Annotated in this window: 14 protein-coding genes; 10 read left to right on the forward strand and 4 right to left on the reverse strand. The window is 68.9% G+C overall.

The window, feature by feature from the left end; all coding sequences use genetic code 11:
• Nucleotides 1-281: 281 nt before the first annotated feature.
• Together ACFYY7_RS24335 and ACFYY7_RS24340 are read right to left on the reverse strand one after the other, a co-directional pair.
• Nucleotides 282-2,432, reverse strand: coding sequence for a DUF6351 family protein (locus ACFYY7_RS24335; RefSeq protein ID WP_388664415.1), 2,151 nt, complete (start codon nucleotides 2,430-2,432; stop codon nucleotides 282-284).
• Nucleotides 2,433-2,628: 196 nt separating this feature from the next.
• Nucleotides 2,629-3,771 (reverse strand): mandelate racemase/muconate lactonizing enzyme family protein, encoded by a 1,143-nt coding sequence (locus tag ACFYY7_RS24340; protein WP_388664416.1) that lies wholly within the window; start codon nucleotides 3,769-3,771, stop codon nucleotides 2,629-2,631.
• A gap of 260 nt (nucleotides 3,772-4,031) precedes the next feature.
• On the opposite strand from ACFYY7_RS24340, the gene ACFYY7_RS24345 reads away from it, so the two are divergent.
• From ACFYY7_RS24345 to ACFYY7_RS24375, 7 genes are all read left to right on the forward strand, one after another.
• Nucleotides 4,032-5,036 (forward strand): LacI family DNA-binding transcriptional regulator, encoded by a 1,005-nt coding sequence (locus tag ACFYY7_RS24345; protein ID WP_388664418.1) that lies wholly within the window; start codon nucleotides 4,032-4,034, stop codon nucleotides 5,034-5,036.
• Between the two features lie 121 nt (nucleotides 5,037-5,157).
• Entirely contained in the window at nucleotides 5,158-6,498 is a 1,341-nt protein-coding gene (locus ACFYY7_RS24350; RefSeq protein ID WP_388664420.1) for an ABC transporter substrate-binding protein, read from the forward strand.
• Between the two features lie 7 nt (nucleotides 6,499-6,505).
• Nucleotides 6,506-7,453 (forward strand): carbohydrate ABC transporter permease, encoded by a 948-nt coding sequence (locus tag ACFYY7_RS24355; protein WP_388664422.1) that lies wholly within the window; start codon nucleotides 6,506-6,508, stop codon nucleotides 7,451-7,453.
• Nucleotides 7,450-8,328: a carbohydrate ABC transporter permease gene (locus tag ACFYY7_RS24360; protein ID WP_388664424.1), complete on the forward strand. Its 879-nt coding sequence runs from the start codon at nucleotides 7,450-7,452 to the stop codon at nucleotides 8,326-8,328. The genes ACFYY7_RS24355 and ACFYY7_RS24360 overlap by 4 nt, the downstream gene beginning before the upstream one ends.
• A gap of 112 nt (nucleotides 8,329-8,440) precedes the next feature.
• Complete coding sequence (locus ACFYY7_RS24365; RefSeq protein ID WP_388664426.1) at nucleotides 8,441-10,732, forward strand: hypothetical protein; 2,292 nt, start codon at nucleotides 8,441-8,443, stop codon at nucleotides 10,730-10,732.
• A gap of 12 nt (nucleotides 10,733-10,744) precedes the next feature.
• Nucleotides 10,745-12,967, forward strand: coding sequence for an FAD-dependent oxidoreductase (locus ACFYY7_RS24370; RefSeq protein WP_388664428.1), 2,223 nt, complete (start codon nucleotides 10,745-10,747; stop codon nucleotides 12,965-12,967).
• A gap of 26 nt (nucleotides 12,968-12,993) precedes the next feature.
• Nucleotides 12,994-13,860 (forward strand): NAD-dependent epimerase/dehydratase family protein, encoded by an 867-nt coding sequence (locus ACFYY7_RS24375; RefSeq protein WP_388664430.1) that lies wholly within the window; start codon nucleotides 12,994-12,996, stop codon nucleotides 13,858-13,860.
• Nucleotides 13,861-14,113: 253 nt separating this feature from the next.
• Here the strand turns inward: ACFYY7_RS24375 and ACFYY7_RS24380 are convergent, their stop codons facing one another.
• Nucleotides 14,114-14,272 carry a hypothetical protein gene (locus ACFYY7_RS24380; protein WP_388664432.1) on the reverse strand — a complete coding sequence of 53 codons (159 nt, stop codon included), beginning with the start codon at nucleotides 14,270-14,272 and terminating at the stop codon, nucleotides 14,114-14,116.
• Between ACFYY7_RS24380 and ACFYY7_RS24385 the strand changes: the two genes are divergently transcribed.
• Complete coding sequence (locus ACFYY7_RS24385; protein ID WP_388664434.1) at nucleotides 14,252-14,593, forward strand: DUF4832 domain-containing protein; 342 nt, start codon at nucleotides 14,252-14,254, stop codon at nucleotides 14,591-14,593. The two genes, ACFYY7_RS24380 and ACFYY7_RS24385, sit on opposite strands and share 21 nt — an antisense overlap.
• Before the next feature lie 353 nt (nucleotides 14,594-14,946).
• Here the strand turns inward: ACFYY7_RS24385 and ACFYY7_RS24390 are convergent, their stop codons facing one another.
• Nucleotides 14,947-16,875: a SpoIIE family protein phosphatase gene (locus tag ACFYY7_RS24390; RefSeq protein WP_388664436.1), complete on the reverse strand. Its 1,929-nt coding sequence runs from the start codon at nucleotides 16,873-16,875 to the stop codon at nucleotides 14,947-14,949.
• Nucleotides 16,876-16,997: 122 nt separating this feature from the next.
• On the opposite strand from ACFYY7_RS24390, the gene ACFYY7_RS24395 reads away from it, so the two are divergent.
• Together ACFYY7_RS24395 and ACFYY7_RS24400 are read left to right on the forward strand one after the other, a co-directional pair.
• Nucleotides 16,998-21,296 (forward strand): HAMP domain-containing protein, encoded by a 4,299-nt coding sequence (locus tag ACFYY7_RS24395; RefSeq protein ID WP_388664438.1) that lies wholly within the window; start codon nucleotides 16,998-17,000, stop codon nucleotides 21,294-21,296.
• Nucleotides 21,293-22,012, forward strand: a complete 720-nt coding sequence (locus tag ACFYY7_RS24400; protein ID WP_388664440.1) for a response regulator — start codon at nucleotides 21,293-21,295, stop codon at nucleotides 22,010-22,012. Before ACFYY7_RS24395 ends, ACFYY7_RS24400 begins: the two co-directional genes overlap by 4 nt.
• Nucleotides 22,013-22,168: the final 156 nt, after the last annotated feature.

A 22,168-nucleotide genomic window follows, 5' to 3' on the forward strand; every position in this document is an offset into this window, starting at 1 on the left:
TCCAGCTGGCGGCCCCGTGTGTCCTCGCAATCGGATTCGTCGGATATCGGCTGTGCGCGCTCGTTCGCCGCGTCGGCAAGAGGCGCTGTCGGCGGGTTCCGTCTCTGCGCGCCGCACGGTGGCTTTCCGGCACCGGCCTCGCGGTGTTCGTGGGGACACCCGTCTGTCTGCTCTTCCTCGCGCTGACCGCCGCGGGTGTCACAGGTCCTGTCCTCCTGGGGCGGACACTGCCCTGGGAGGGGTCGCACCTGCCCCAGTTCGGGCCCTCTGCCGCGATCCTTTCACTTCCGGTCGAAGGAGAGCCATGTACCGGCGAGGTCCTGCTGACCCGCGCCGGGCTTGGACCAGTCGCAGACACCGTCCCGGAAGATCGCCTGCAGATCCTCCAACTGGCCATCGGCCACCGGCACTCGGTAGTCGGAGCGGGTCACGGGACGCTTGCGGCACTTGACGATGTCGTTGGCCACATCGGCTCCGGCGACCATCCGCGGCGATGTCCACACCGGGTAGAGGGTGTTGCATTCGGTGTTGTCGATGCCCTCGACCTGGGGCTCCGCGATCTTCTTCGCACCGATGCCACGCGTCCAGCAGGCGTCCGTGAGACCCTGCGGCCGGTGGCGGACGATCTTCTCGATGGGGGCGTCGTCGCCGGAGTCCCCCTTGATGCCGGTGAGCCACTGGTCCATGTCGGACAGCATCCCGGCGAGAGTGAATCCGTGCCCGTTGGAGCGGGTGAGCATGACCTGGTTGGCGTGGGTGCCGTTGGCCTTGTCCAAGCGGGCCCGGGTGGAGAAGGAGTGGAAGCGCATGTGCATGTCGCCGGCGGCCGCATCGTCGGTGTAGTCGCGGTAGTCGATGATCGGGACGTCGGCGAGGCCACCACCGCCGTTCAGCATGCGGCCCGTGCGGTAGGCGAGCCGTACCGCCTTGAGATCGGCGACGGTGCGCTCCGCCGCAGGCTTGGCGTCGTCGTCGAGGCCGCCGATGCGACGGTTCAGGTCGATGAACTGGTCCATGTCGATGGTCCCGTTGTTCAAGGCCTCAAGTCCGTACTGGATGCCTGTGTTGTCGAGCGGCCTGCGCGCCTTCCCGGTCTCCGGTACCTCGCCGTAGACGTTCACGGTGTGGCTGTAGACGTCACAGCGGGCACCGCCCGGGTTGGTGCCGGGGTCGTAGCGCTCTCCCTCGGGCAGCTGGGCCGGGCAGAACACCGTGGGGTCGATACGGCCTGCGGCCCGGGCCAGGCTGCCGATGCTCTCCCACTTGCCGAACCCGGAGACCGCCCTCTGCTGCTCCTCGGTGAACGCGTCCGGTGCGACTTCCTTGAAGTAGTGGTTCAGGAGCTGGGCGTCGCTGAGCGTCTGTATCGTCCCGAAGCCGACGTCGGGGAAGCTGCAGCCGGAGAGGATGCCGTCCAGCAGACCCGGGTAGTTGTCGGCGATCTGATGGGTCTGGTACGAGCCGCCGGAGCAGCCGTTTCCGATGGTGAAGGCCGGTTCGCCGTACGTCTCCACGAAGCGTTCCTTGACCATGCTCATGGTCTCGGCCGCCAGCAGGTCGTTGCAGTTGTTGCCGAAGACGTTCAGCGAGGACGAGGCGACGCCGTAGCCCTTGCTCAGATACGTGTCGTTCATGATGCCGACGGTGTTTCGGCCCTGGACGTACCAGCCGCCGTTGCACCCCCCGCCGAAGCCGTACACGAGGCGCCCGTTCCAGCCCGGCCCACGTTGCAGCGGGTCGGGGGCGGCGGACTGCGGATCGTGCAGCACGGCCGTCTCGTAGATGCCGCGGTTGATGGTGCCGGTCTCGACGCGGACGATGTACGGCACCTTGTTGCCCGTGCTCGTCGTGGCCGTGGCCAGGTCGGCGGGGCGGACGCTCTCGTCGGGCAGCGGAGCGAACTTGCCGGCCGTGGTGCGGTACATGTAGTCGACGCGGGTCTCGACCGAGCAGTCCTTGTCGATGGGCTGCCCGAGGGTGCCGCCGGTGACCGTCTTGAACGCGGCGGTGTCACAGACGAACGGCTGCTCGTGCGGCCCGGCGAACACCGGCCCCGTGATCGGGTGGTTCTTCAGCGTCAGTTGTCCGGCGTCCGCGCCCAAAGCCCTGGCCGTGAGCCTGTTGTCGCCCTTGGCCAGCCCCTTCACCACGCCCATCAGCGCATGGTTGCCAAAGGGCCGGAAACTCGAAGTCACGTCCCGGCCTTCCACCTCGACCCGGACTTTGTCGGCCGCTGTCGAGGCGGGCACCTCGACACGTATCAGGGCGTCGTCCCCCGACACCGTGCCTGGCCGCGACGACACGGCCGTCACCTGCAGCTTCTCGCGTTCCTGGCTGCCGGCCGGCGTCGCCGACGCGCCTACCAGCACGCCCATGAACGCCATGCCGGCAAGGCCCAGTCTGACCGGCCTCGCGGGTCCTGTGAACGACACGACGGAACTCGCCTCACCTTCTGAAGTCGGAGATCGTGCTCAGTGTGCGGATGCGGGCCATGGGCCCGCCGGGGCTGTGATGCGAGTGTCCCGGGGGGACACCGGCGGCTGATGCGGCGGGGAGTGGGAGTCAGGTCCCGGGCCCGCGCCGGTGGCCGCGTCAAAGGCCTGCGCGTTCCGGCCGTGCGCGGCGCGGCTACCAGTTGGTGAACGCGCCGTCCGCCGTGCGCAAGTGCGGGCGCTCGGCCGCGGCGGCCTGATACCGGCGCGCCGCCTCCCGGTCGATGTCGACGCCGATGCCGGGCAGTTCGCTCAGCTCCACCCGCCCAGGCAGGATCGTCGGCCGTGCGGTGAAGAGGGCGGCGATGGCCGGATCGGGGTCGGTCTGGTGCTCCTGGATCGCCACATTGGGGCAGGACAGGTTGAGCTGGAGCGAGGAGGCGGCAGTGACCGGGCCGAGCGGGTTGTGGGTGGCGAGCTTGATGTGGTGGGTCTCCGCCATCGCCGCGATCTTCTTCGCCTCGGTCAGGCCGGCGGCCACCCCGACGTCCACGCGCGCGTAATCGATGAGGTCGTCCTCGATGAGTGTCCTGAACTCCCATTTGGAGCCGTACTGCTCACCCGCGGCCAGTGGTACGCCGGTACGCGCCCGCAGCATGCGGTAGCTGTCCGGGTTCTCACAGCGCAGCGGGTCCTCGACGAAGTACGGGCGGGCCGCCTCGACCTCCCGGCACAGGGTCAGCGCCTCCGGCGGATCCAGGCGCGTATGGACGTCGAGGATCAGCTCCGCCTCGTCGCCGACCGCGTCCCGCACCTGGTGGAAGAGGTCGACCGATTCCCGCAGGCAGCGGCGGGCGTCGAGCGTGCCGTCGGCGTCGTGCGGCGCGGCGAACCGCAGATGACGCCAGCCCTCGGCGACCAGCTCTCGGCAGCGGTCCAGGAACCACGCGCGGTCGTGGTAGCCGTCGCCGACATGCACATAGGCGGGTACGTGATCACGCACCCGGCCCCCGAGGAGTTCATGCACCGGTACGCCGAGCGCCTTGCCGCGGATGTCCCAGAGCGCCACGTCCACTGCTGCGATGGCGGCGCCGAGTATGCGGTCGGCGGGAAAGAAACCGCGCCGGAACATCACCTGCCAGAGGTGCTCGATCCGCCTCGGGTCCTCGCCGACGATCAGCTCCGCGAGGTGCTCGAGACCGCCCGCGACCGCCCGTTGGCGCGACCTGATGCCGACCTCGCCCAAGCCGTGGATGCCCTCGTCGGTGTCGACCACGACCAGCATCATGCTGTCGCCGTGGTCGGGAAGAGTAAGCACTTCCAGGCCGGTGATCTTCATGCCACTCCTCTATGAAAACGTTCCCGCAATTGCAGTGCCGTTCTTGAGAGCACATCATCAGCAGTAGTCGAGCCGAAGCACAAGACCCTTGCACCCAGAGGGTTTTCCTCGATGAAATAGTTCTGACACACGTCTTGACACGTCCTGGGAACGTTCGCAAACATCAACCGCATTCGCAGGATCCAGACGCGAGACGACCGGGATCCCCCGGCTCAGGAAGACCGGGGTCCCCCGGGCTCAAGACGACGAGGAGGCCGTCCGTGGCAGTCACGATCCGGGAGGTGGCGAGCGCCGCGCGCGTCTCGGTGTCGACGGTGTCCCGCGCGTTCACCGCACCCGACCAGGTGCAGCCGACGACGCGGCAGCGCATCTTCGACGCCGCGGCCGAGCTCGGCTACTCCCCCAACCCGGCGGCCCGTTCACTGCGCGGCGGCGGCACCGGAACGCTCGGCCTGATCGTCCCGGACATCGCCAACCCGTTCTTCCCGCCGGTCATCAAGGCGATGCAGGCCCGCGCCCGGCACCTGGGGTACACGGTCCTGGTCGCCGACAGCGACGAGCGCGAGGCGGACGAGCTGGCCGCCATCGCGGCCGTCTCGAAGCGGGTCGACGGCCTGATCCTGTGGGCCTCCACCCTGACCGAGGACCGGCTCCATGAACTCGCGGGCCGGATGCCGCTGGTGGTGGTGAACCGTCACGTCCCTGGCATCCCCGAGGTCCGGATCTCCCTGTCCGCCGGCATCTCCCAGGCCGCGGAGCAGTTGAAGGCGTACGGTCATCGGCGCTGCGTCTTCATCAACGCGTCCCGCGCCGAGCTGAGCCGCGGGAAGTCCATCCAGGAGTCCTTCGAAGCGCTCGACCTCTCCCTGTCCGAGCTCGGCCCGTACGAGCCGCGGTTCGAGACGGGCGTGCACGCCGCCACCCTCGTCGCCGCCCACGACGCGACCGCCGTGATCGCCCACAACGACCTGGTCGCCCTCGGCGTGCTGCACCAGATGGCCAACCTCGGCGTGAGCGTGCCGCGCGACGTCAGCGTCATCGGCATCGACGACACACTGCTCGCCTCCGTCTCCACTCCCAGCCTCACCACGATCAGGATCGACCCCGAAGAGATCGCCACGCGGGCGGGGGACCTCCTGATCGAGACGATCTCGTCGGGCACAACAGGACGTGCAGGAAAAGGAATTGAGGCCGATTCCCCCTTCGTGGAGATCGGCTCACGCCTGATCCCCCGCGCCTCGACGGGCCCCGCACCCGCCCACTGATCCACCGCGCACCCCACCACCACGACGAGCGAAGCACCGCACCGCACGCACCGAGCCCACTCCTGCCCTTCTTGGAGCCGTTATGCCCAGAAACTCCCGCCGTGCGGCCATACTTGGCTGCATGGCGCTGACCGCGACCCTCGCGGGCTGTTCCTCCCTCACCCCCAGCAGTACCGGCGGGGACGGCGATCTCCTGCTGCGGGTGCAGGGCATGCCGCCGGCCACCGACAAGCCGGGGCTCGCCCTGTTCAAGAAGCAGGTGGCCGACTTCGAGAAGGCCAATCCGGGCATCAAGGTCAAGGGCTCGACCACGGTCTTCGACCCGCTGACGTTCTCCGCGAAGCTGTCCGGCGGCAATGTCGAGGACGTCATCAAGGTGCCGCTGACCGAGCCGCAGCGGCTCATCCAGCAGAAGCAGGTGCAGCCGATCACCGGGCAGCTCAAGGAGTGGCAGCACTTCAAGGAGTTCAACCCTCAGGTCCTCCAGCCGCTCACCGACAGCGCCGGCGACGTGTACGGCGTACCGCAGAATCCGTACGCCCAGGGTCTGGTCTACAACCGTGAGCTCTTCGAGAAGGCCGGCCTGGACCCGGACAGACCGCCGGCCACCTGGGCGGAAGTCCGCACGGCCGCCAAGAGGATCAGCGACAGTACCGGCAAGGCGGGCTTCGTCCACGAGTCCAAGGACAACCAGGGCGGCTGGCAGCTGACGATGCTGTCGTACGCCTTCGGCGGCGAGCTGGAGAAGGAGCAGGGCGGCAAGTACACCGCCACGCTCACCGGGGAGCCGACGAAGCAGGGGCTGCGGCTGCTCAAGGACATGCGCTGGAAGGACGATTCGCTCGGCAAGACCCTGCTCAACAATCAGAACGACGTGATCAAGCAGTTCGCGGCCGGTCAGGTCGGCATGTTCATGGGCAGCCCGGGGACGTACCGACTGGCGAAGATGCAGTTCGGCATGGAGAACACCGACGCCTTCGGTGTGGCCCCGATGCCGCAGTCCGGCGGCGATGCGACACTCACCGGCGGTGACATCTACATGGTCCCGAAGTCCGCGGACAAGAAGCACGCGGCAGCGGCCGTCAAGTGGCTGACCTTCGCCTACGCCAAGCCGCAGTACAGCACCGACCTGGCCGCCGAGCAGGCCAAGGCGCTCTCCGCCGACCCGAAGTCCGCGGTGGGCGTGCCGACGCTGCCGGTCTTCGACAAGGAGCGGCAGGCCGAGATCGATGCCGCGATCAAGCCGTACGTCAATGTGAAGCTGCAGAACTTCCAGCCGTACATCGACGGTCTCTCCGCGCTGAGGCTGAAGCCGGAGCCGCCGTACCAGGCGCAGAAGCTGTACACCGCGCTCGACCCGGTGGTCCAGGCTGTGCTCACCGAGCGCGACGCCGACATCGACTCCCTGCTGGCCTCGGCCGAGAAGGACGTCAATGCCAAGCTCGCCGCGGACCAGAAGTAGCCGGCCCATGGCCCTGCTCACTCCGTCCCGGCGCCCGGCCCCTGTGGCCAAGGAGCCCGTGCCGCGAACCCTGCCCCCGCGGCGTGGCACCGGCTCCCGCAAGCAGTTCACGGCCTGGCTGTTCCTCGTCCCCGCGCTGCTGGTCTTCGGGCTCTTCGCCTGGTGGCCGATCGTGCGCAGCCTGCTGCTCAGCTTCCAGAAGACCAACCTCGTCGAGCCTGCGGTCTGGGTCGGCCTGGACAACTTCCGTACCCTGTTCGACGATCCGCTGCTCGGCACCGCTGTCGGGAACACCCTGTTCTTCGTCGTCCTCGGCCTGCTGATCGGCTTCCCGGCGCCGCTGGTCCTGGCCGCGGTCATGTCGACGGTGCGGCGCGGCGCGGGCGTCTTCCGCTTCCTGGTGTATCTGCCGGTGGTCATCCCGCCAGTGGTGGCGATCCTGCTCTGGAAGTGGTTCTACGATCCCGGGAGCGGGCTCTTCAACAACGTCCTCGGCAAGGTCGGGCTCGGCCCGTACCCGTGGCTGGAGTCCTCCGGCAGCGCCATGCCCTCGCTGGTCCTGGAGGCCACCTGGGCGGGCATGGGCGGCGCCGTCCTGATCTACCTCGCGGCGATGGTCGGCATCCCCGGCGAACTCTACGAGGCCGCCGAGGTGGACGGTGCCGGGATCTGGCGGCGGATCCGGCATGTGATGCTGCCACAGCTCCGTTCCGTCATCGGACTGTTGCTGCTCGTCCAGCTGATCAACACGGTGCAGGTCTTCACCGAGCCGTACGTCTTCACCGGCGGCGGGCCCGAGAACTCCACCCTCACGGTCCTGCTGCTGATCTTCCGGTACGCCTTCCAGAACGGCGAGTACGGCCAGGCCGCCGCACTCTCCTTCCTGATGGTGCTCGCCCTCGCCCTGCTCTCCGCGGTGTATCTGCGGGCCACCCGCAGCTGGAGCAAGTCATGACCACGCTCACCACCTTCGTCTCCGCCAACGACCGCCGACGGCCCGGCGTACGCGCCGCAGTGCGCTCCGTCCAGGTGCTCACCCTGATCCTGCTGCTGCTCATCGGCATCGGACCGCTGTACTGGATGGTCAAGGGCGCGGTGTCGACGCCCACCGAGCTCACCACCCAGCCCCTGGCCCTCTGGCCGGACCGCCCGGCCCTGGGCAACTTCTCGGCGGCGTACACCGATCTGGGTGTCGGCCGCTATCTGATGAACACCTTCCTGGTGGTCGGCGGATCGTGGTTCGTGCAGCTCTTCGTCTCGGCCACGGCGGGCTTCGCGCTGTCGGTGCTGAGGCCGAGGTTCGGCAGGGCCGTCTACGGGGCGATCCTCGCCACGATGTTCGTGCCGTACACGGTGAACATGGTCAGCCTCTTCATGACCGTGACCGATGTGCCGTTCCTCCACCTCAACCTGGGCGACACCTACTGGGCGATCTGGCTGCCGGCCGGCACGAACGCCTTCACGGTGCTGCTCGCCAAGCAGTTCTTCGACGCCCTGCCGAAGGAGCTGTTCGACGCGGCGCGGGTCGACGGTGCGAGTACCCGGCAACTGCTCACCAGGATCGTGCTGCCCATGAGCAAGCCGGTGCTGGCCGTGATCAGCCTGCTCGCGGTGATGCACTCCTGGAAGGACTTCCTCTGGCCGCTGGTGGCCATCACCGACCCCGAGAAGCAACCGATCAGCGTGGCTCTCGCCCAGCTCACCACGCAGGCCCCGCAGGACCAGCTGATCGCCGCGATGGTGATCGCCGTCGCCCCGCCGGTGCTCGTCTTCGTCGTCTGCCAGAAGTACATCGTCGCCGGGCTCGGCTTCACCGGAGTCAAGGGCTGAGTTCCACCGGCGCCGACGGCCGGGCCATCGACTCCCCACCACACCTTCCGCTTCGGAGCCTGCTCAGCCTTCGGAGCATCCGGAACACCCAGACCGAGAGAAGGGCACCTCCATGTCAGTCGCCCGCCGCAGATTCATCCAGGGCACGGCCGTCGCCACCGGCGCCGCACTGCTGCCGGCCGTTCCCGCGCACGCCGCGGACCCGGTCACCATCGAGGCCGACGGCATCACCCTCGTCGGCCGTGTCGACGGCAGCGTCCTCGTGCAGGACGGCACGGGCACCGACCGCATCCTGCTCAGCCACTTCCTGATCAAGGACACCGCGCTCGGCCAGCAGCGCACCTTCGGCGGCACACCCGCCCGGATCACGCTCGCCGACGGGCGGCCCGCGATTCAGGTCACGTACACGATGGCGAGCGGCGCGTCCGGACTCACGGTGCGCGGCACCTTCGACGTCACCGCTCGCAAGGCACACATGAAGTGGGAGGTCGGCGGTTCCGGCACGCTCACACCGGCCGGCTTCATGTTCTCCCGCACGGTGTACGGAGCGAGCGCGCCGGAGTCGTACGAAGCGCTGACCGTCTGGGAGCGGGACGCCCGGGGCGGCATTCCGTACGAGGTGAACGCGGGCGGTGCGTACGTGGAGACGTGGGAGGGTTCGAAGGGCTTCTTCTGCCTCTCGTCCACCATCCCGGCGAGCACGAACGCCACATGGATCCATTCCCCCGGCACCTCGACCGGTGCGGGCACCGCGGTCACCGAGGCCGATCTGGTCCTCGGCGATCTGCGGCCGCGCGGGGCGGGAGCGCTCGCCGCCAGGAGGCCCCTCGGCGTGGAGGTGTGGACCGACCAGCCGTTCAACCTCTACAAGGCGGCCGGGCAGACGATGACGCTCAGGGCCCAGGTCGTCAACGGCTCGGCCGCGGCCAGGAAGGTGACGCTCACCTGGTGGGCGCGGGACTTCGGCGGCAAGCGGATCGGCGGTGGAACGCTGTCCAGGAGCCTCGCGGCGGGCGCCGCCTGGAACGCCTCCTTTCCCCTGACCTCGCCCTCGCAGAACATCGTGTTCACCGAGGTGGAGGCGGTCAGCGGCAACGACAGGGCGCTGGCCCGCACGAATCTGAGCGTGCTCCCGGAGTTCACGTACAAGGCGGGCAAGGAGTCGATGTTCGGCCTCGCCAACTACCCCTGGCTGCTCGTGCCCGGCAGGGACGCCGTGCTCGGGCTGGTCAGGACGCTCGGCATCAAGTGGATCCGCATCGCCTACGCGGGCGCCCCGGGCATCGACACCGCGACCCTGGACGCGAACGGCATCGGGCACAACGTGGAACTGAGCGGCATCCCCGTGGGCGGCAGCCCGGAGCAGATCGCGGCCTGGGCCGACACGAATGTCGCCAAGGCCCTGGACGCCGAGGCCGCGTACTTCGAGGTGAGCAACGAGGTCAACCAGCCCTGGATGTCGGGCCGCGGCGCCGACGCCTACGTCCGGGACGGTCTGCGCCAGGTCACCACGCGCCTCGACGCGGCGGGCTCGCGAATGAAGGTCATGAACGCCGGCCTCGGCGGCATGGACTACATATGGACCAAGAACTTCCATGACGCGGGCGGCTGGGACCTCATCGACGCCTTCGCCTTCCATCCCGGCCGCGGCAACTTCACACCCGACTTCGCGCCGCCGCCCGAGGAGTGGACGCAAGGGTCGTCCGGCACGTACTGGAACTTCCTCGGCGCACTGCGCAAGGCGAACCAGGTCCTTCAGGAGTACGGCGGCGACAAGGAGCTGTGGCTCACCGAGGCGTACGCACCGACCCGGCCCAACGCCTGGTGGAGCGACACCTATCGGCACGCCGCCGAGAACACACTGCTCACGCTCGCTCTCGCCAAGTCCGAGAACGTGCGCGCCGTCAACTGGTACCAGCTGCACGACTCGACGATCCACCACCCCCAGGAGGCCGACCCGGCCAACCCCGAGTACCACTACGGCCTGATGAACCGCGACACCAGCGCCAAGCCCTCGCTCCTGGCCTTCGCGACCGCAGCCCGGGTCCTGGACGAGGCCGAGTTCGTCCGGCATCTCGCCTTCGCGGACCAGGACATCAAGGGACTCCTCTTCACCACTCCCGCCGGACCGGTGTCGATCATCTGGAGCCGCAAGGACGGGTACGTCCTCAACTCCGAGCACGGCGAGGATCCCTGGTACGCATCGCCCGAGCCATGGACCGACACCTGGACGACCAGGACCAGGGTCGTGGCCCACTCGGGTACGGTCGACGGCAAGGTGCGGGAGCTCAACTGCATCGGCCAGGAACGCTCTCTGAAAGCCTCCAACGGCAAGGTCACCCTCACCCTCGACGGCGCCCCGCGCATCTACTACGGCCTCGCCGCCGATCCCGACTGGAAGTAAGTGACGCACGACATGAGGAATGAAACCGCACGGCACGACATCACCGTCGTCGGCGGCGGCCTGGCCGGGGTCTGCGCGGCGATCGCCGCCGCCCGGCTCGGCCGGAGCGTCGCGCTGATCAACAACAGGCCGGTGCTCGGCGGCAACGCGAGCAGCGAGGTCCGGGTCTGGGTGTGCGGCGCGACCGGCCACGGCAGGAATCACCATGCCCGTGAGGGCGGCATCATGGGCGAGTTGCTCGTGGAGAACCAGTTCCGCAACCCGGACGGGAACCCCTACTACTGGGATGCCGTGGTCCTGGACGCCGTACGCGCCGAGCCGGGCATCACGCTCTATCTCAACACCGACGTGCGCGAGGTCGACGCCGAAGGTCCGGACGAGGCCCGGCGGATCACCTCGGTCACCGGCTGGATGATGGGCTCGGAGCGGCGGATACGTTTCGAGAGCCCCCTCTTCCTCGACTGCACGGGAGACGGCCTGATCGGCCACCTGGCGGGCGCCCACCACCGCATCGGCCGGGAATCGCGCGCCGAGTACGACGAGGCATGGGCTCCGGAGGCGGCCGACGACATCACCCTGGGCTCCACGCTCCTCTTCTACACGAAGGACGCCGGCCACCCGGTCAAGTTCGTGCCGCCCGACTTCGCCAAGGACATCACCGGGACCTCCATCCCGCAGCGGCGCATCATCAAGGCGGGCGACAACGGCTGCGCGTACTGGTGGATCGAGTTCGGCGGAGAGCTCGACACCGTCCACGACAACGAACGCATCCGCGACGAGCTGTGGTCGGTGATCCACGGCATCTGGGACCACATCAAGAACTCCGGCGAGTTCGACGCGGCGAACATGACCCTGGAGTGGGTGGGCTCGGTCCCCGGCAAACGGGAGTACCGGCGCTTCCTCGGCGACTACGTCCTGCACCAGGGCGACATCCTCGGCCAGACCGAGTTCGCCGACCGGGTCGCGTTCGGCGGCTGGTCGATCGACCTGCATCCGCCGCAGGGCATGTACGCCACCGGGGCAGGTGCCAGACAGCTCTACGCGGACGGCATCTACCACATTCCGTACCGCAGCCTCTACTCGGTGAACACCGAGAACCTGCTCTTCGCCGGGCGCAATATCTCCGCCAGCCATGTCGCCTTCGGCTCGACCCGGGTCATGGCCACCTGCGCCACGATCGGCCAGGCGGCCGGCACGGCGGCGGCGCTCTGCGCCACCGGGGATGTCACCCCGCGCGGACTCCCCGTGCCCGAGCTGCACCGGGCGCTGCTGCGCCAGGATGCCTCGCTCATCGGCCTCGCCTCGACGGACCCGGATGACCTGGCCCTGCGGGCGACGGTCAGTGCATCGTCCGCCTTGAGCAGCTTGGCGGTCGAGGAGCCCGACGAGCCATGGCCGCTCGCGGCGGACGCCGGACTCGTCCTCCCCGCGGACCCGGGCCTCTCGGGGGTGGAGCTGCTCGTCGACGCCGACCGCGACACCGAGATCGTGATCGATCTGTACGACCCCGAACTCGGCCAGAACTACGTCCCGCGCCGCCTGGTCACCTCCACCACCGTGCCCGTCGCCGCCGGTGCCCGGCAGTGGATCGGGACGGGCCTGGACTGGTCTCCCGAAACCCCTCGCAACGCCTTCCTGGTGGTCCGCGCCAACGACGCCCTCGCCCTGCACCGCTCCGACCGCCCGACCCCCGGCGTCCTGTGCTTCACACGCGTCCCGCTGCGCCCGTCCGACGAATCGCCGCAGCCGCTGCGCGAGTGGACGGACACGGGCCTGCTGCGCCGCACCTTCTGCCTCCGTACGGGAGAGACCGCGGCCTACTCCCCCGCCAAGGCCACCGACGGCTATGCCCGCCCGTACGCGGGACCCCACATGTGGGTCTCCGCACCACTGGCGGACGACCCGTCCCCCTGGCTCGAGTTGGCCTGGCCCGAACCGGTCGCCCTGGGCCGGATCGAGGTCATCGCCGACGACGACGTCAACGAGGACCTGATCAACCTGCACCACCACCGCACGCCCTTCGACACCCTCCCCACCCTCCTTCGCGACTACCGCGTCGAGGCACTGGATGCCGACGGCACCTGGCGCGTGATCGCCCGTTCGGCGCAGAATCGGCGGCGCCGCGAGACGCACACGCCGGCGGAGCCGGTCACCACATCGGCGATCCGGGTCGTCGTCGAGGCCACCAACGGGTCCACGTCGGCGCATGTCGTCGCCGTGCGCGCCTACAAGTAGAAGCACCGACGCGGGAGAGTGACTGGATGGTCAGAAGAGCGATGGTCACCGGGGCCGCCGGGCGGATCGGGCGCGCGGTCCTCGCGCTGCTCGCCGAACGCGGGATCGAGGCGAACGCCCTGGTCCTCGATGATCCCGGTGATCTCGCGGCGCGCCTGGTGGTGACCGGTGACGCGGCCGACGCGAAGACCGTGCGGGCGGCTCTGGAGGGCGCCGACGCGGTCATCCACCTGGCGGCGATCCCGACTCCCGCGCGCAACACCGCGTTCGAGGTCTTCGCGGGCAACAGCCTCTCCACCTTCACCGTCCTGGAGGAGGCCGGCCGGGCCGGGATCCGGCACGCGGCGGTGGCGAGCTCCTGGGGTGTCACGGGCCTGCCCTGGACGGACGCCGAGGATCCTCATCCGCCGTACGCACCGGTCGATGAGGAGATGGCCTCCCAGGTGGCCGACCCCTACGGCCTGTCCAAGCAGGTCGACGAGCTGACAGCGCAGATGATGGCGCGGCGGCACGGAATGAGCGTGGTGTGCCTGCGCTATCCGTACGTGGGCGGATTCGAGGAACGGCTGTACGCGCACGCCGCCCGGCTCACGGCCGACCCGGCCGCAGGGGCAAGAGAGCTGTGGACGTACCTGGAGGTCCACGACGCGGCGAGGGCCGCGCTGCTGGCCCTCGACGTGCCCGGCCGTGCGGCGCACGCGGTACACCTCTGCGCCCCCGAGATCATCGTGCCGTACCCGACGGAGGAGCTGCTGCGCCGCTTTCACCCCACGACCGTGCTCCAGCGCCCGCTGCCGGGTCGCGCGGCACCCGTCGACACCTCGGCCGCGCGCAGGCTGCTGGGCTTCACGGCACAGAATCTCCTCGGTCACGGGGCGGATTTGCCGAGTTGAGATCACGACGGCCGCCGGTCCACCGCAGACGGGAGAGAACAGGTCCGGACTTCCCTGTCCCCGGCGGCAAACCCGTCGCAGCGATTTGGCGCGGCCCTGCAGGCCGCGACCGCCTGGGCGTACTCCGAGGCCATCGGACACGGCGGAAAGGACAGCCCCGCGGACGACTACCGCTGGTCCTCCGGTCTTACAACGCCCAGGCCAGCGGGGCACCGCGCGCTCCCGGCAGCGCGTCCGGGCGCGCGGTCGACGGTCAGGTCCTCCTGGTGAACAGTCGGTCGAGGTGCTGGTAGACGGCGGTCAGGGCCTGCTGGGGCTCGATCACGCTCAGCTCGATGAGCGGGGTCAATCCGGTGAGTGCCAGGAGCAGGTCGGTCCCTGTCGCCGGGTCGTGGTCGCCGCGTTGTTCCACTACGCGCCACCACCGTTCGAGTACCTACGTGATCACCTGGGCTACCGCATGGAATTGCGTCAGGCGCGGTACGACCGGTCGGCGCTCGGGCAGGGCCGGCTGCCGGTGGAAGTGGACGTGGTCAACCGCGGCTTCGCCCCGGCCAAGCACCCCCGTCCCGTACGCATCGTGCTGCTGGACGGGCTCGGACGCACTGTCGCTTCCGCCGACACCGGAGCGGACTGGCGCGACTGGCAGCCCCAGGGGCGCTCCGAGACGAACGATGACCACACCGCGCCGAAGGCATCGACCGTACGGGCCACGCTGACACTCCACGCTTGAAGCCGAACGCCACGTACCGGATCGGTCTGTCCCTGCCTCACCCGAGGTTCCCCGGAGCTCCTGGCGCGGTGCGCTTTGCGAACGCGGCGACGCGGTGGGTGGACGGAGTGAATGTGCCGGCTGATCTCCCACCGGGGAGCTGACCACCCGGGCCTGCCGACCCGGCGCCAGCCCCCGCCGACGCGTGCTGGTCCCCTTCCGGTGGGCGGGCAGCTCGCGCCGGAGGTGCCGCGGAGTCCGGGCTTCACCAGTTCGCGCAGCCCGCCGACTGCCCATCAGCGCCATCGGGTCGGCTGCTCACCGACCTCGTCGAGTGGTCCACGTCGTTCGTCCGCTGTCAGGCCTCGGAGCCGTCAAACGCTGGAGTCGGCCACCACCGCTTGCAGCACCAGTACCGAGAGGTCGTCCTCGACCGGTCCCACCCCGAAGTCGTGTGCCGCCCGCCGTACGTGCTCCGCAAGTGCCCTCGCGCCCAGCCCCATGCCCTGTCTGAGGATGTCGGCCAGACCGTCGTTGTCGTCCAACTGCCAGTTCCCGCAGCGACGTTCGGTGACCCCGTCGGTCACGCACAGAAGCGTCTCGCCGGGTGCGAGGCCGAAGGTGCTGGCCTGGAATTCGGCGCCTTCATCGATGCCGAGCAGCATCTGGGGTTCGGAGGCCGGTTCTACACTGCCGTCGGCGAACAGGTGCAGTGGTGGGGGATGTCCTGCACTGGCGACCGTGCAGCCGGCACCGGCCCTTCCCGGGGCGACGGTCAACTCCCCGTACAGCAGGCTCAGAAAGCGGGGGCCCGGTTGCTCACCGCCGAGCGCGTATGCCTCGGCGCTCTCCTCCGCCATGGCGATGTTGAGCCGGCCGAGCACCGACTCGACACCGTGGCCCTCGCGCGCAAGCAGCCTGACCAGGTGCCGGGCCAGGCCGGTGATGGACATCGCCTCCGGGTCCTTTCCCTGTACGTCCCCGAGCAGGAAGCACCAACGGCCCTTGCCCATCGGGAAAATGTCGTAGAAGTCCCCGCCGACGGTCTGTCCCTCGCCGTGCGGCTCGTACACGACCGCCGTGTCGACGCCTGCGATCCTGGCCAGCTTCGCGGGCAGTTGCCTGCGCTGGAGCACGGCGCTGATCGCGCGCTGCCGGGTGTACTGGCGGGCGGTGAACACGGCCTGCGCGACCCTGCGGGCCACGGCCTGCACCATCCGCACGACGGTGTCGGTCATCTGCAGCTGCCCTGCCCGGCCGAGCAGCAGAACGCCCTGGTCGATGTTGGGTGCCTCAAGCGGGAAGGCGAATGCCGACCCGCCGGCAGGATCGGCACCGGCACTCGCCGGAGAGGGCCAGGGCGTGCCCCCGGTACGGACCGCGACGGGCGGCGGCATCCGTTCCAGTTCCTCGCGCAGCGGACCGATGCGCTGCTCGTCGGCATGCCAGACCCGGGACAGTTGCAGTCCCATTCCCGGTGTGCCGAGCCAGATGGCGCACCAGTCCGCGAGCCGGGGTACCAGCAGCTGCGCCGCGAGCGCGGTGACCATGGCCTCGTCGAGCTGACCTGCCAGGAGTTCGCTGGTCTCGGCCAGGAACGACGGCCCGCCGCGGTCGACCCACTCCGCGGCGCGCCCGCGGGGAGGCGCGGGATGTACGGATTCCTCTGTGTGAGGACGCGCCGACGCCTCCGTATCCTCAGTGTCACGAGCCTCTGCGTCACGCGACGGGGCGTCGCTGCCGGGCTCGGTGGTACTGGGCCTGGAGGGGGCCGGATCCGTGGCAGGTGTGTCCCTCCCGTCGGCCTCCAGCCGGAACCAGATCCTCTTCTCCGCCCGCCGGTAGGTCACGCCCCAGGACTCCGAGAGCGCGCTCACCAGCTGGAGGCCGTACCCGGGCTCACCGTGCCGGGCCGCCGCACCGCGTATCCCTCTGGAGGGGTGACGGTCCCCCACCTCGACGACGATGCCCGCCCGGGCGGCCGGGTTCCGCTCCAGGCGGCAGACGACGTCGATATCCGTGCCCGCGTACATGACGGCGTTGGTGACCAGTTCGCTGACGAGCAGGACCGCGTCGTCGACGAGCTCCTCGGGGATCCGTGCCGGAGCAGGGCCTTCGCGCGCAGTGGCGAGAGCTCCGGTGGCCGACGCCCCGCCTACGGCCTCGTGCCCGTCATCGAGCGCCGCCGTCCACCCATGGAGTGCCGCACGTACGAATTCCCGGGCCCGGGAGGCCGCCAGTTGATCCGCCGGCAGCCCCTGCCTGCACGCCGATTCGCTCGCGAGCACTGACAACGGGATCACCACTCTCCCTCATGCATCAAATGAGCCCATGAAGAGTGTTTTCGTGCGCTTTATACTATGACATGCGTCACTGAGTGATTCTTTGCGGTATCCACCAATTGATCTTGGGTGGAGGGTGTTCCATGGCACTGGCACCGACTCGGCCCGGCACGGAGCCGGACGAACAGTGGGTTCGTACGAGTGATCTGCGCCCGTTGCTCTCCGCGATGAAAGCTCTGTGCGACGGTGATTTCACGGCGCGGGTGGAGGCTGCCGGGAATCCGGGCGGCGGCACCCTGCCGGACGGGGTACCGGCCGAGATGGCCGGGGTGTTCCAGCAAATCGTTGCGCGCAACGCGCATCTTGCCTCGGAGCTCCAGCGGGTACGTCGCGAGATCATCCGCCAGGGCCGGCTGGACGAGCGGATCTCGGCGAGTCCCGGATCGGGGTCCTGGACGACGAACGTCGAGGCGGCCAATACCGTCCTGGAAGCGCTGGTGGTGCCCGTCGCCAAGGCCACCCGGGTGCTCGACGCCGTCGCGGACGGTGATCTGACCCAGCACGTCGATCTGCACGACGGAAGCCGGCAGCTCCGCGGCGACCTGCGGCGACTGGGTATCGGGGTGAACCGGATGGTGGACCAGCTGTCCCTGTTCACCGGCGAGGTGACACGGGTCGCCCGCGAGGTCGGCACCGAGGGGCGCCTCGGCGGCCGGGCGAAGGCGCAGGGGCTGTCGGGCGACTGGCTCTATGTGACTGAAGCGGTCAACACGATGGCGTCCCGGCTGACGGCGCAGGTCCGCAACATCGCCCAGGTGACCACCGCCGTCGCCAACGGCGACCTGACCCAGCAGGTGACGGTCGAGGCCACCGGCGAACTGCTGGAGCTGAAGCTCACGGTCAACACCATGGTCGACCAGCTGCGGGCGTTCGCGGACGAGGTGACCAGGGTCGCCCGCGAGGTCGGCACCGAGGGCCAGCTCGGCGGCCGTGCCCAGGTCAGGGGCGTATCCGGGGTCTGGAAGGACCTCACCGACAACGTCAACTTCATGGCGTCCAACCTGACGTCCCAGGTCCGCAACATCGCCCAGGTGACCACCGCCGTCGCCAACGGCGACCTCAGCCAGAAGATCACGGTGGACGCGCGGGGCGAGATCCTGCAGCTGAAGTCGACGATCAACACCATGGTCGACCAGCTCTCCGCCTTCGCCGACGAGGTGACCAGGGTCGCCCGCGAGGTCGGCACCGAGGGCCAGCTCGGCGGCCGAGCCCAGGTCAGGGGCGTATCCGGGGTCTGGAAAGACCTCACCGACAACGTCAACTTCATGGCCGACAACCTCACCTCCCAGGTCCGCAACATCGCCCAGGTCGCCACCGCCGTCGCAGAAGGCGACCTCGGCAAGACGATCACGGTGGAGGCCAAGGGCGAGATCCTGGAGCTGAAGTCGACGATCAACACCATGGTCGACCAGCTCTCCGCCTTCGCCGACGAGGTGACCAGGGTCGCCCGCGAGGTCGGCACCGAGGGCAACCTCGGCGGCCAGGCCCAGGTCAGGGGCGCTTCCGGGGTCTGGAAGGACCTCACGGACAACGTCAACAGCATGGCGCTCAATCTGACGTCCCAGGTCCGCAACATCGCCCAGGTGACCACCGCCGTCGCCAACGGCGACCTGTCGAAGAAGATCGATGTCGACGCCCGCGGCGAGATCCTGGAACTCAAGGACACCGTCAACACGATGGTCCAGCAGCTGCGGGCGTTCGCGGACGAGGTGACCAGGGTGGCCCGCGAGGTCGGCACCGAGGGGCGCCTCGGCGGCCAGGCCCAGGTCCACGGTGTCTCCGGGGTCTGGAAGAACCTCACCGACAACGTCAACTTCATGGCCGACAACCTCACCTCCCAGGTCCGCAACATCGCCCAGGTCGCCACCGCCGTCGCGGAAGGCGACCTGTCGAAGAAGATCGACGTGGACGCCCGCGGCGAGATCCTGGAACTCAAATCCACGATCAACACGATGGTCGACACCCTCTCCGCGTTCGCCTCCGAGGTGACACGAGTGGCCCGCGAGGTCGGCAGCGAAGGGCAGTTGGGCGGCCAGGCCCGGGTGGAGGGCGTCTACGGAACGTGGAAGGGGCTGACCACCAGCGTCAACGAGCTGGCGCTGAACCTGACCACCCAGGTACGCGCGATCGCCGAGGTCGCCAGCGCCGTCACACAGGGCGACATGTCAGGCTCCATCTCGGTGGAGGCCCAGGGCGAGGTCGCCGCTCTGAAGAACAACATCAACCTCATGGTGGCGAACCTCCGTGAGACCACCCGCGCCAAGGACTGGCTGGAGTCCAACCTGACCCGTATCGCCGGACTGATGCAGGGCCACCGCGACCTGGTCGAGGTCGCCGACCTGATCCTGCGCGAGCTGACCCCGCTGGTGAACGCCCAGTACGGGGCGTTCTTCCTGGCCGGGGCAGGCGTGGACGGGGCGGGCGCGCCATCCGGCGAGGACCTCGAGCTCCTGGCCGGTTACGGCACCGGCCAGCCCGAGGACCGCCGCCGGCGGACCCAGCTCAGCCTCGACACTCCCGGGTGGGGCCTGATCACCCAGGCCGCCAGGGAGAAGCGGCGGATTCTCATCGACGCGGTCCCCACGGAATACATCACCATCAGTTCCGGCCTCGGCGCCGCGCCCCCGGCCAGCGTCGTCATCCTGCCGATCCTCTTCGAGGACCGGGTGCTCGGGGTCATCGAACTGGCCTCGTTCAGCCGCTTCAGCGAGGTCCACCTCGCCTTTGTCGACCAGTTCGTGAACACCATCGGCGTCTCCATCAACACCATCATCGCCAACTCGCGTACCGAGTCGCTCCTCTCGGAATCCCAGCGACTGACCGCGGAACTGCGCAAGCGCTCCGACGAGTTGCAGCTCACCAACGCCGAGCTGGAGGAGAAGGCGGCGCTGCTGGCCACGTCCTCCCAGTACAAGTCGGAATTCCTGGCGAACATGTCGCACGAGCTGCGCACCCCTCTCAACTCCCTCCTCGTGCTGTCCCGGCTCCTCGCCGACAACCCCGACAACCACCTCTCCGCGCAGGAGGTGGAGTTCGCCGTCACCATCTACCGCGCGGGCTCCGACCTGTTGCAACTGATCAACGACATCCTCGACCTGTCGAAGATCGAAGCAGGCCGGATGGATGTCCATCCCAAGACACTGCCGCTGATCAAGCTGCTGGACTACGTACGGGCGACGTTCCAGCCGCTCTCCCTGGACCGCGGCCTGTCGTTCGACATCAAGGTCGGCGAGCACGTGCCCGCCGAGCTCTTCTCCGACGAGCAGCGTCTCCAGCAGATCCTCCGCAACCTCCTCTCCAACGCGATGAAGTTCACCTCGTCCGGCGGAGTGCAACTGCTCGTGGAACGTGCGACACCCTCGGACTTCGAGGAGGAGACACTGCGCACTGCCGATGCCGTCATCGCCCTGACGGTCAAGGACACGGGAATCGGCATCGCACCGGAGAAGCTCGACGGGATCTTCGAAGCGTTCCAGCAGTCCGACGGCACCACCAACCGGAAGTACGGCGGCACCGGACTCGGCCTCTCCATCAGCCGGGACATGGCGGGCCTCCTCGGCGGGCGGATCATCGCAGAGAGCGAGCCGGGCGTCGGTTCCGCCTTCACCCTCTTCGTCCCCGCGCACTACAAAGGTCAGCCCGCCGACGCCTCCCCCGCGGTCGAACCACGCCTTGCCGGCGGCACCACCCGAGCCCTCGCCGGACCCGCCACCCTGACCGGCCGTCCCGCGGCCGAGTCCGGGCCCGCGCAGGTCGATGTGTTCCACTCCCGGGAACCCGTGACCCGCACCTTCCCCGACGGCGATGACGGTGGCGGTGGCGGTGGCGTCAACTGGCCTGAGACGACCCGGCTCAACGAGTGGCTGAGCGGCCCCGCCGCCGCCGTGCTGACCAACCGGCGCATCCTCATCGTCGACGACGACATCCGGAACGTCTTCGCGCTGACGCATGTACTGGGCCGCGTCGGCATCAGCGTCAAGTACGCGGAGAACGGCCGCGAAGGCCTTGAGGTCCTTGACCGGACACCTGACGTGTCACTGGTCCTGATGGACATCATGATGCCGGAAATGGATGGATACGAGATGATCGGGGCGATCCGTCGCACACCTCGCTTCGCGGACCTGCCGGTCATCGCGCTCACCGCGAAGGCCATGCCCGGCGACCGCGAGAAGGCCATCGCGAGTGGCGCCGACGACTACGTCCCCAAGCCGGTGGACGTCGACCGCCTGCTCTCCGTGATCTGTCGGCTCCTCGACCCGCAGTGCACTTCTCCGGGGCCGCGGCCGGACCCCACCGGCAACGCCCGCTCCGCGGACCAGGACGACCGCAGCACCCTCACCGAACCGGGCGACGGCAACGGCGCGACAGGACGGCCGACATGACGGCGCCACGGGAAGCAGCACCGGAGACCTCCAGCATCCTCATCGTCGACGACATGGAGGAGAATCTGGTCGCCCTCCAAGCCGTACTCGGCTCGCTGGCCCACGTGGTCCGCGCGCGATCCGGCGAAGAGGCGCTCAAAGCGATGCTGCGCCAGGAGTTCGCCGTCGTACTCATCGACGTGCTGATGCCGGGCATGAACGGCTTCGAGACCGCCGCGAACATCAAGGGGCTGGACCAGACGCGAGACGTCCCGATCATCCTGCTGACCGGTGCCGCGGTGGATCCGGACTATGCCTATCGCGGCTACACGGTCGGCGTCGCCGATTTCCTGATCAAGCCTTTCGACCCCTGGCTGCTGCGGACCAAGGTCAACGTCTTCCTCGACCTGCACCGCAAGAACCGCCAGCTCATCGACCAGACCGAACAGCTGAAGCGACTCCTGACGGCCGACGGCGGCCACCCCGGAATCCCGTCGGCCGCCCCCGAAGCAGCTCGCACGTCGACCGAGCCGCCGAACGGGACGGACCACACACACCCTGCGGAACGCCCAGCGCCCCCGGAACAGCCCGACTCGCTCGCCGAGGCCGTCGGCCGACTCGCCCAGGCGGAAATCCTGCTGCGAGCTGCCGATACTCCTGGCAGTGCCGACCTCGCCGACCGCGTCCTCAACCTTGAACAGGCAGTGGGACAGCTGATGACGGACCGCGAAATGTAGCCGCTCGGACCGATCGGGTGACCCGGTGCGGATGACACCGACGCCGCCGTGCGGCCGGGGGACTTCGGGGTTTCGACCACTCGGAATGCCCCGGAGGCGGACTCCCCGGACTCGACCGACTCGGCGTACGTCGACAGGACGTACCACAGAACCCCT

Source organism: Streptomyces sp. NPDC001933, assembly GCF_042890955.1.
In the GTDB taxonomy this organism is placed as follows: Bacteria; Actinomycetota; Actinomycetes; order Streptomycetales; family Streptomycetaceae; genus Streptomyces.

What these genes read in the sequence shown, in the direction of transcription:
- ACFYY7_RS24375 (WP_388664430.1), top strand. Translation starts at nt 12,994, where the DNA reads ATGGTCAGAAGAGCGATGGTCACCGGGGCCGCCGGGCGGATCGGGCGC.
- ACFYY7_RS24340 (WP_388664416.1), bottom strand. Translation starts at nt 3,771, where the DNA reads ATGAAGATCACCGGCCTGGAAGTGCTTACTCTTCCCGACCACGGCGAC.
- ACFYY7_RS24400 (WP_388664440.1), top strand. Translation starts at nt 21,293, where the DNA reads ATGACGGCGCCACGGGAAGCAGCACCGGAGACCTCCAGCATCCTCATC.
- ACFYY7_RS24355 (WP_388664422.1), top strand. Translation starts at nt 6,506, where the DNA reads ATGGCCCTGCTCACTCCGTCCCGGCGCCCGGCCCCTGTGGCCAAGGAG.
- ACFYY7_RS24350 (WP_388664420.1), top strand. Translation starts at nt 5,158, where the DNA reads ATGGCGCTGACCGCGACCCTCGCGGGCTGTTCCTCCCTCACCCCCAGC.
- ACFYY7_RS24360 (WP_388664424.1), top strand. Translation starts at nt 7,450, where the DNA reads ATGACCACGCTCACCACCTTCGTCTCCGCCAACGACCGCCGACGGCCC.
- ACFYY7_RS24370 (WP_388664428.1), top strand. Translation starts at nt 10,745, where the DNA reads ATGAGGAATGAAACCGCACGGCACGACATCACCGTCGTCGGCGGCGGC.
- ACFYY7_RS24365 (WP_388664426.1), top strand. Translation starts at nt 8,441, where the DNA reads ATGTCAGTCGCCCGCCGCAGATTCATCCAGGGCACGGCCGTCGCCACC.
- ACFYY7_RS24395 (WP_388664438.1), top strand. Translation starts at nt 16,998, where the DNA reads ATGGCACTGGCACCGACTCGGCCCGGCACGGAGCCGGACGAACAGTGG.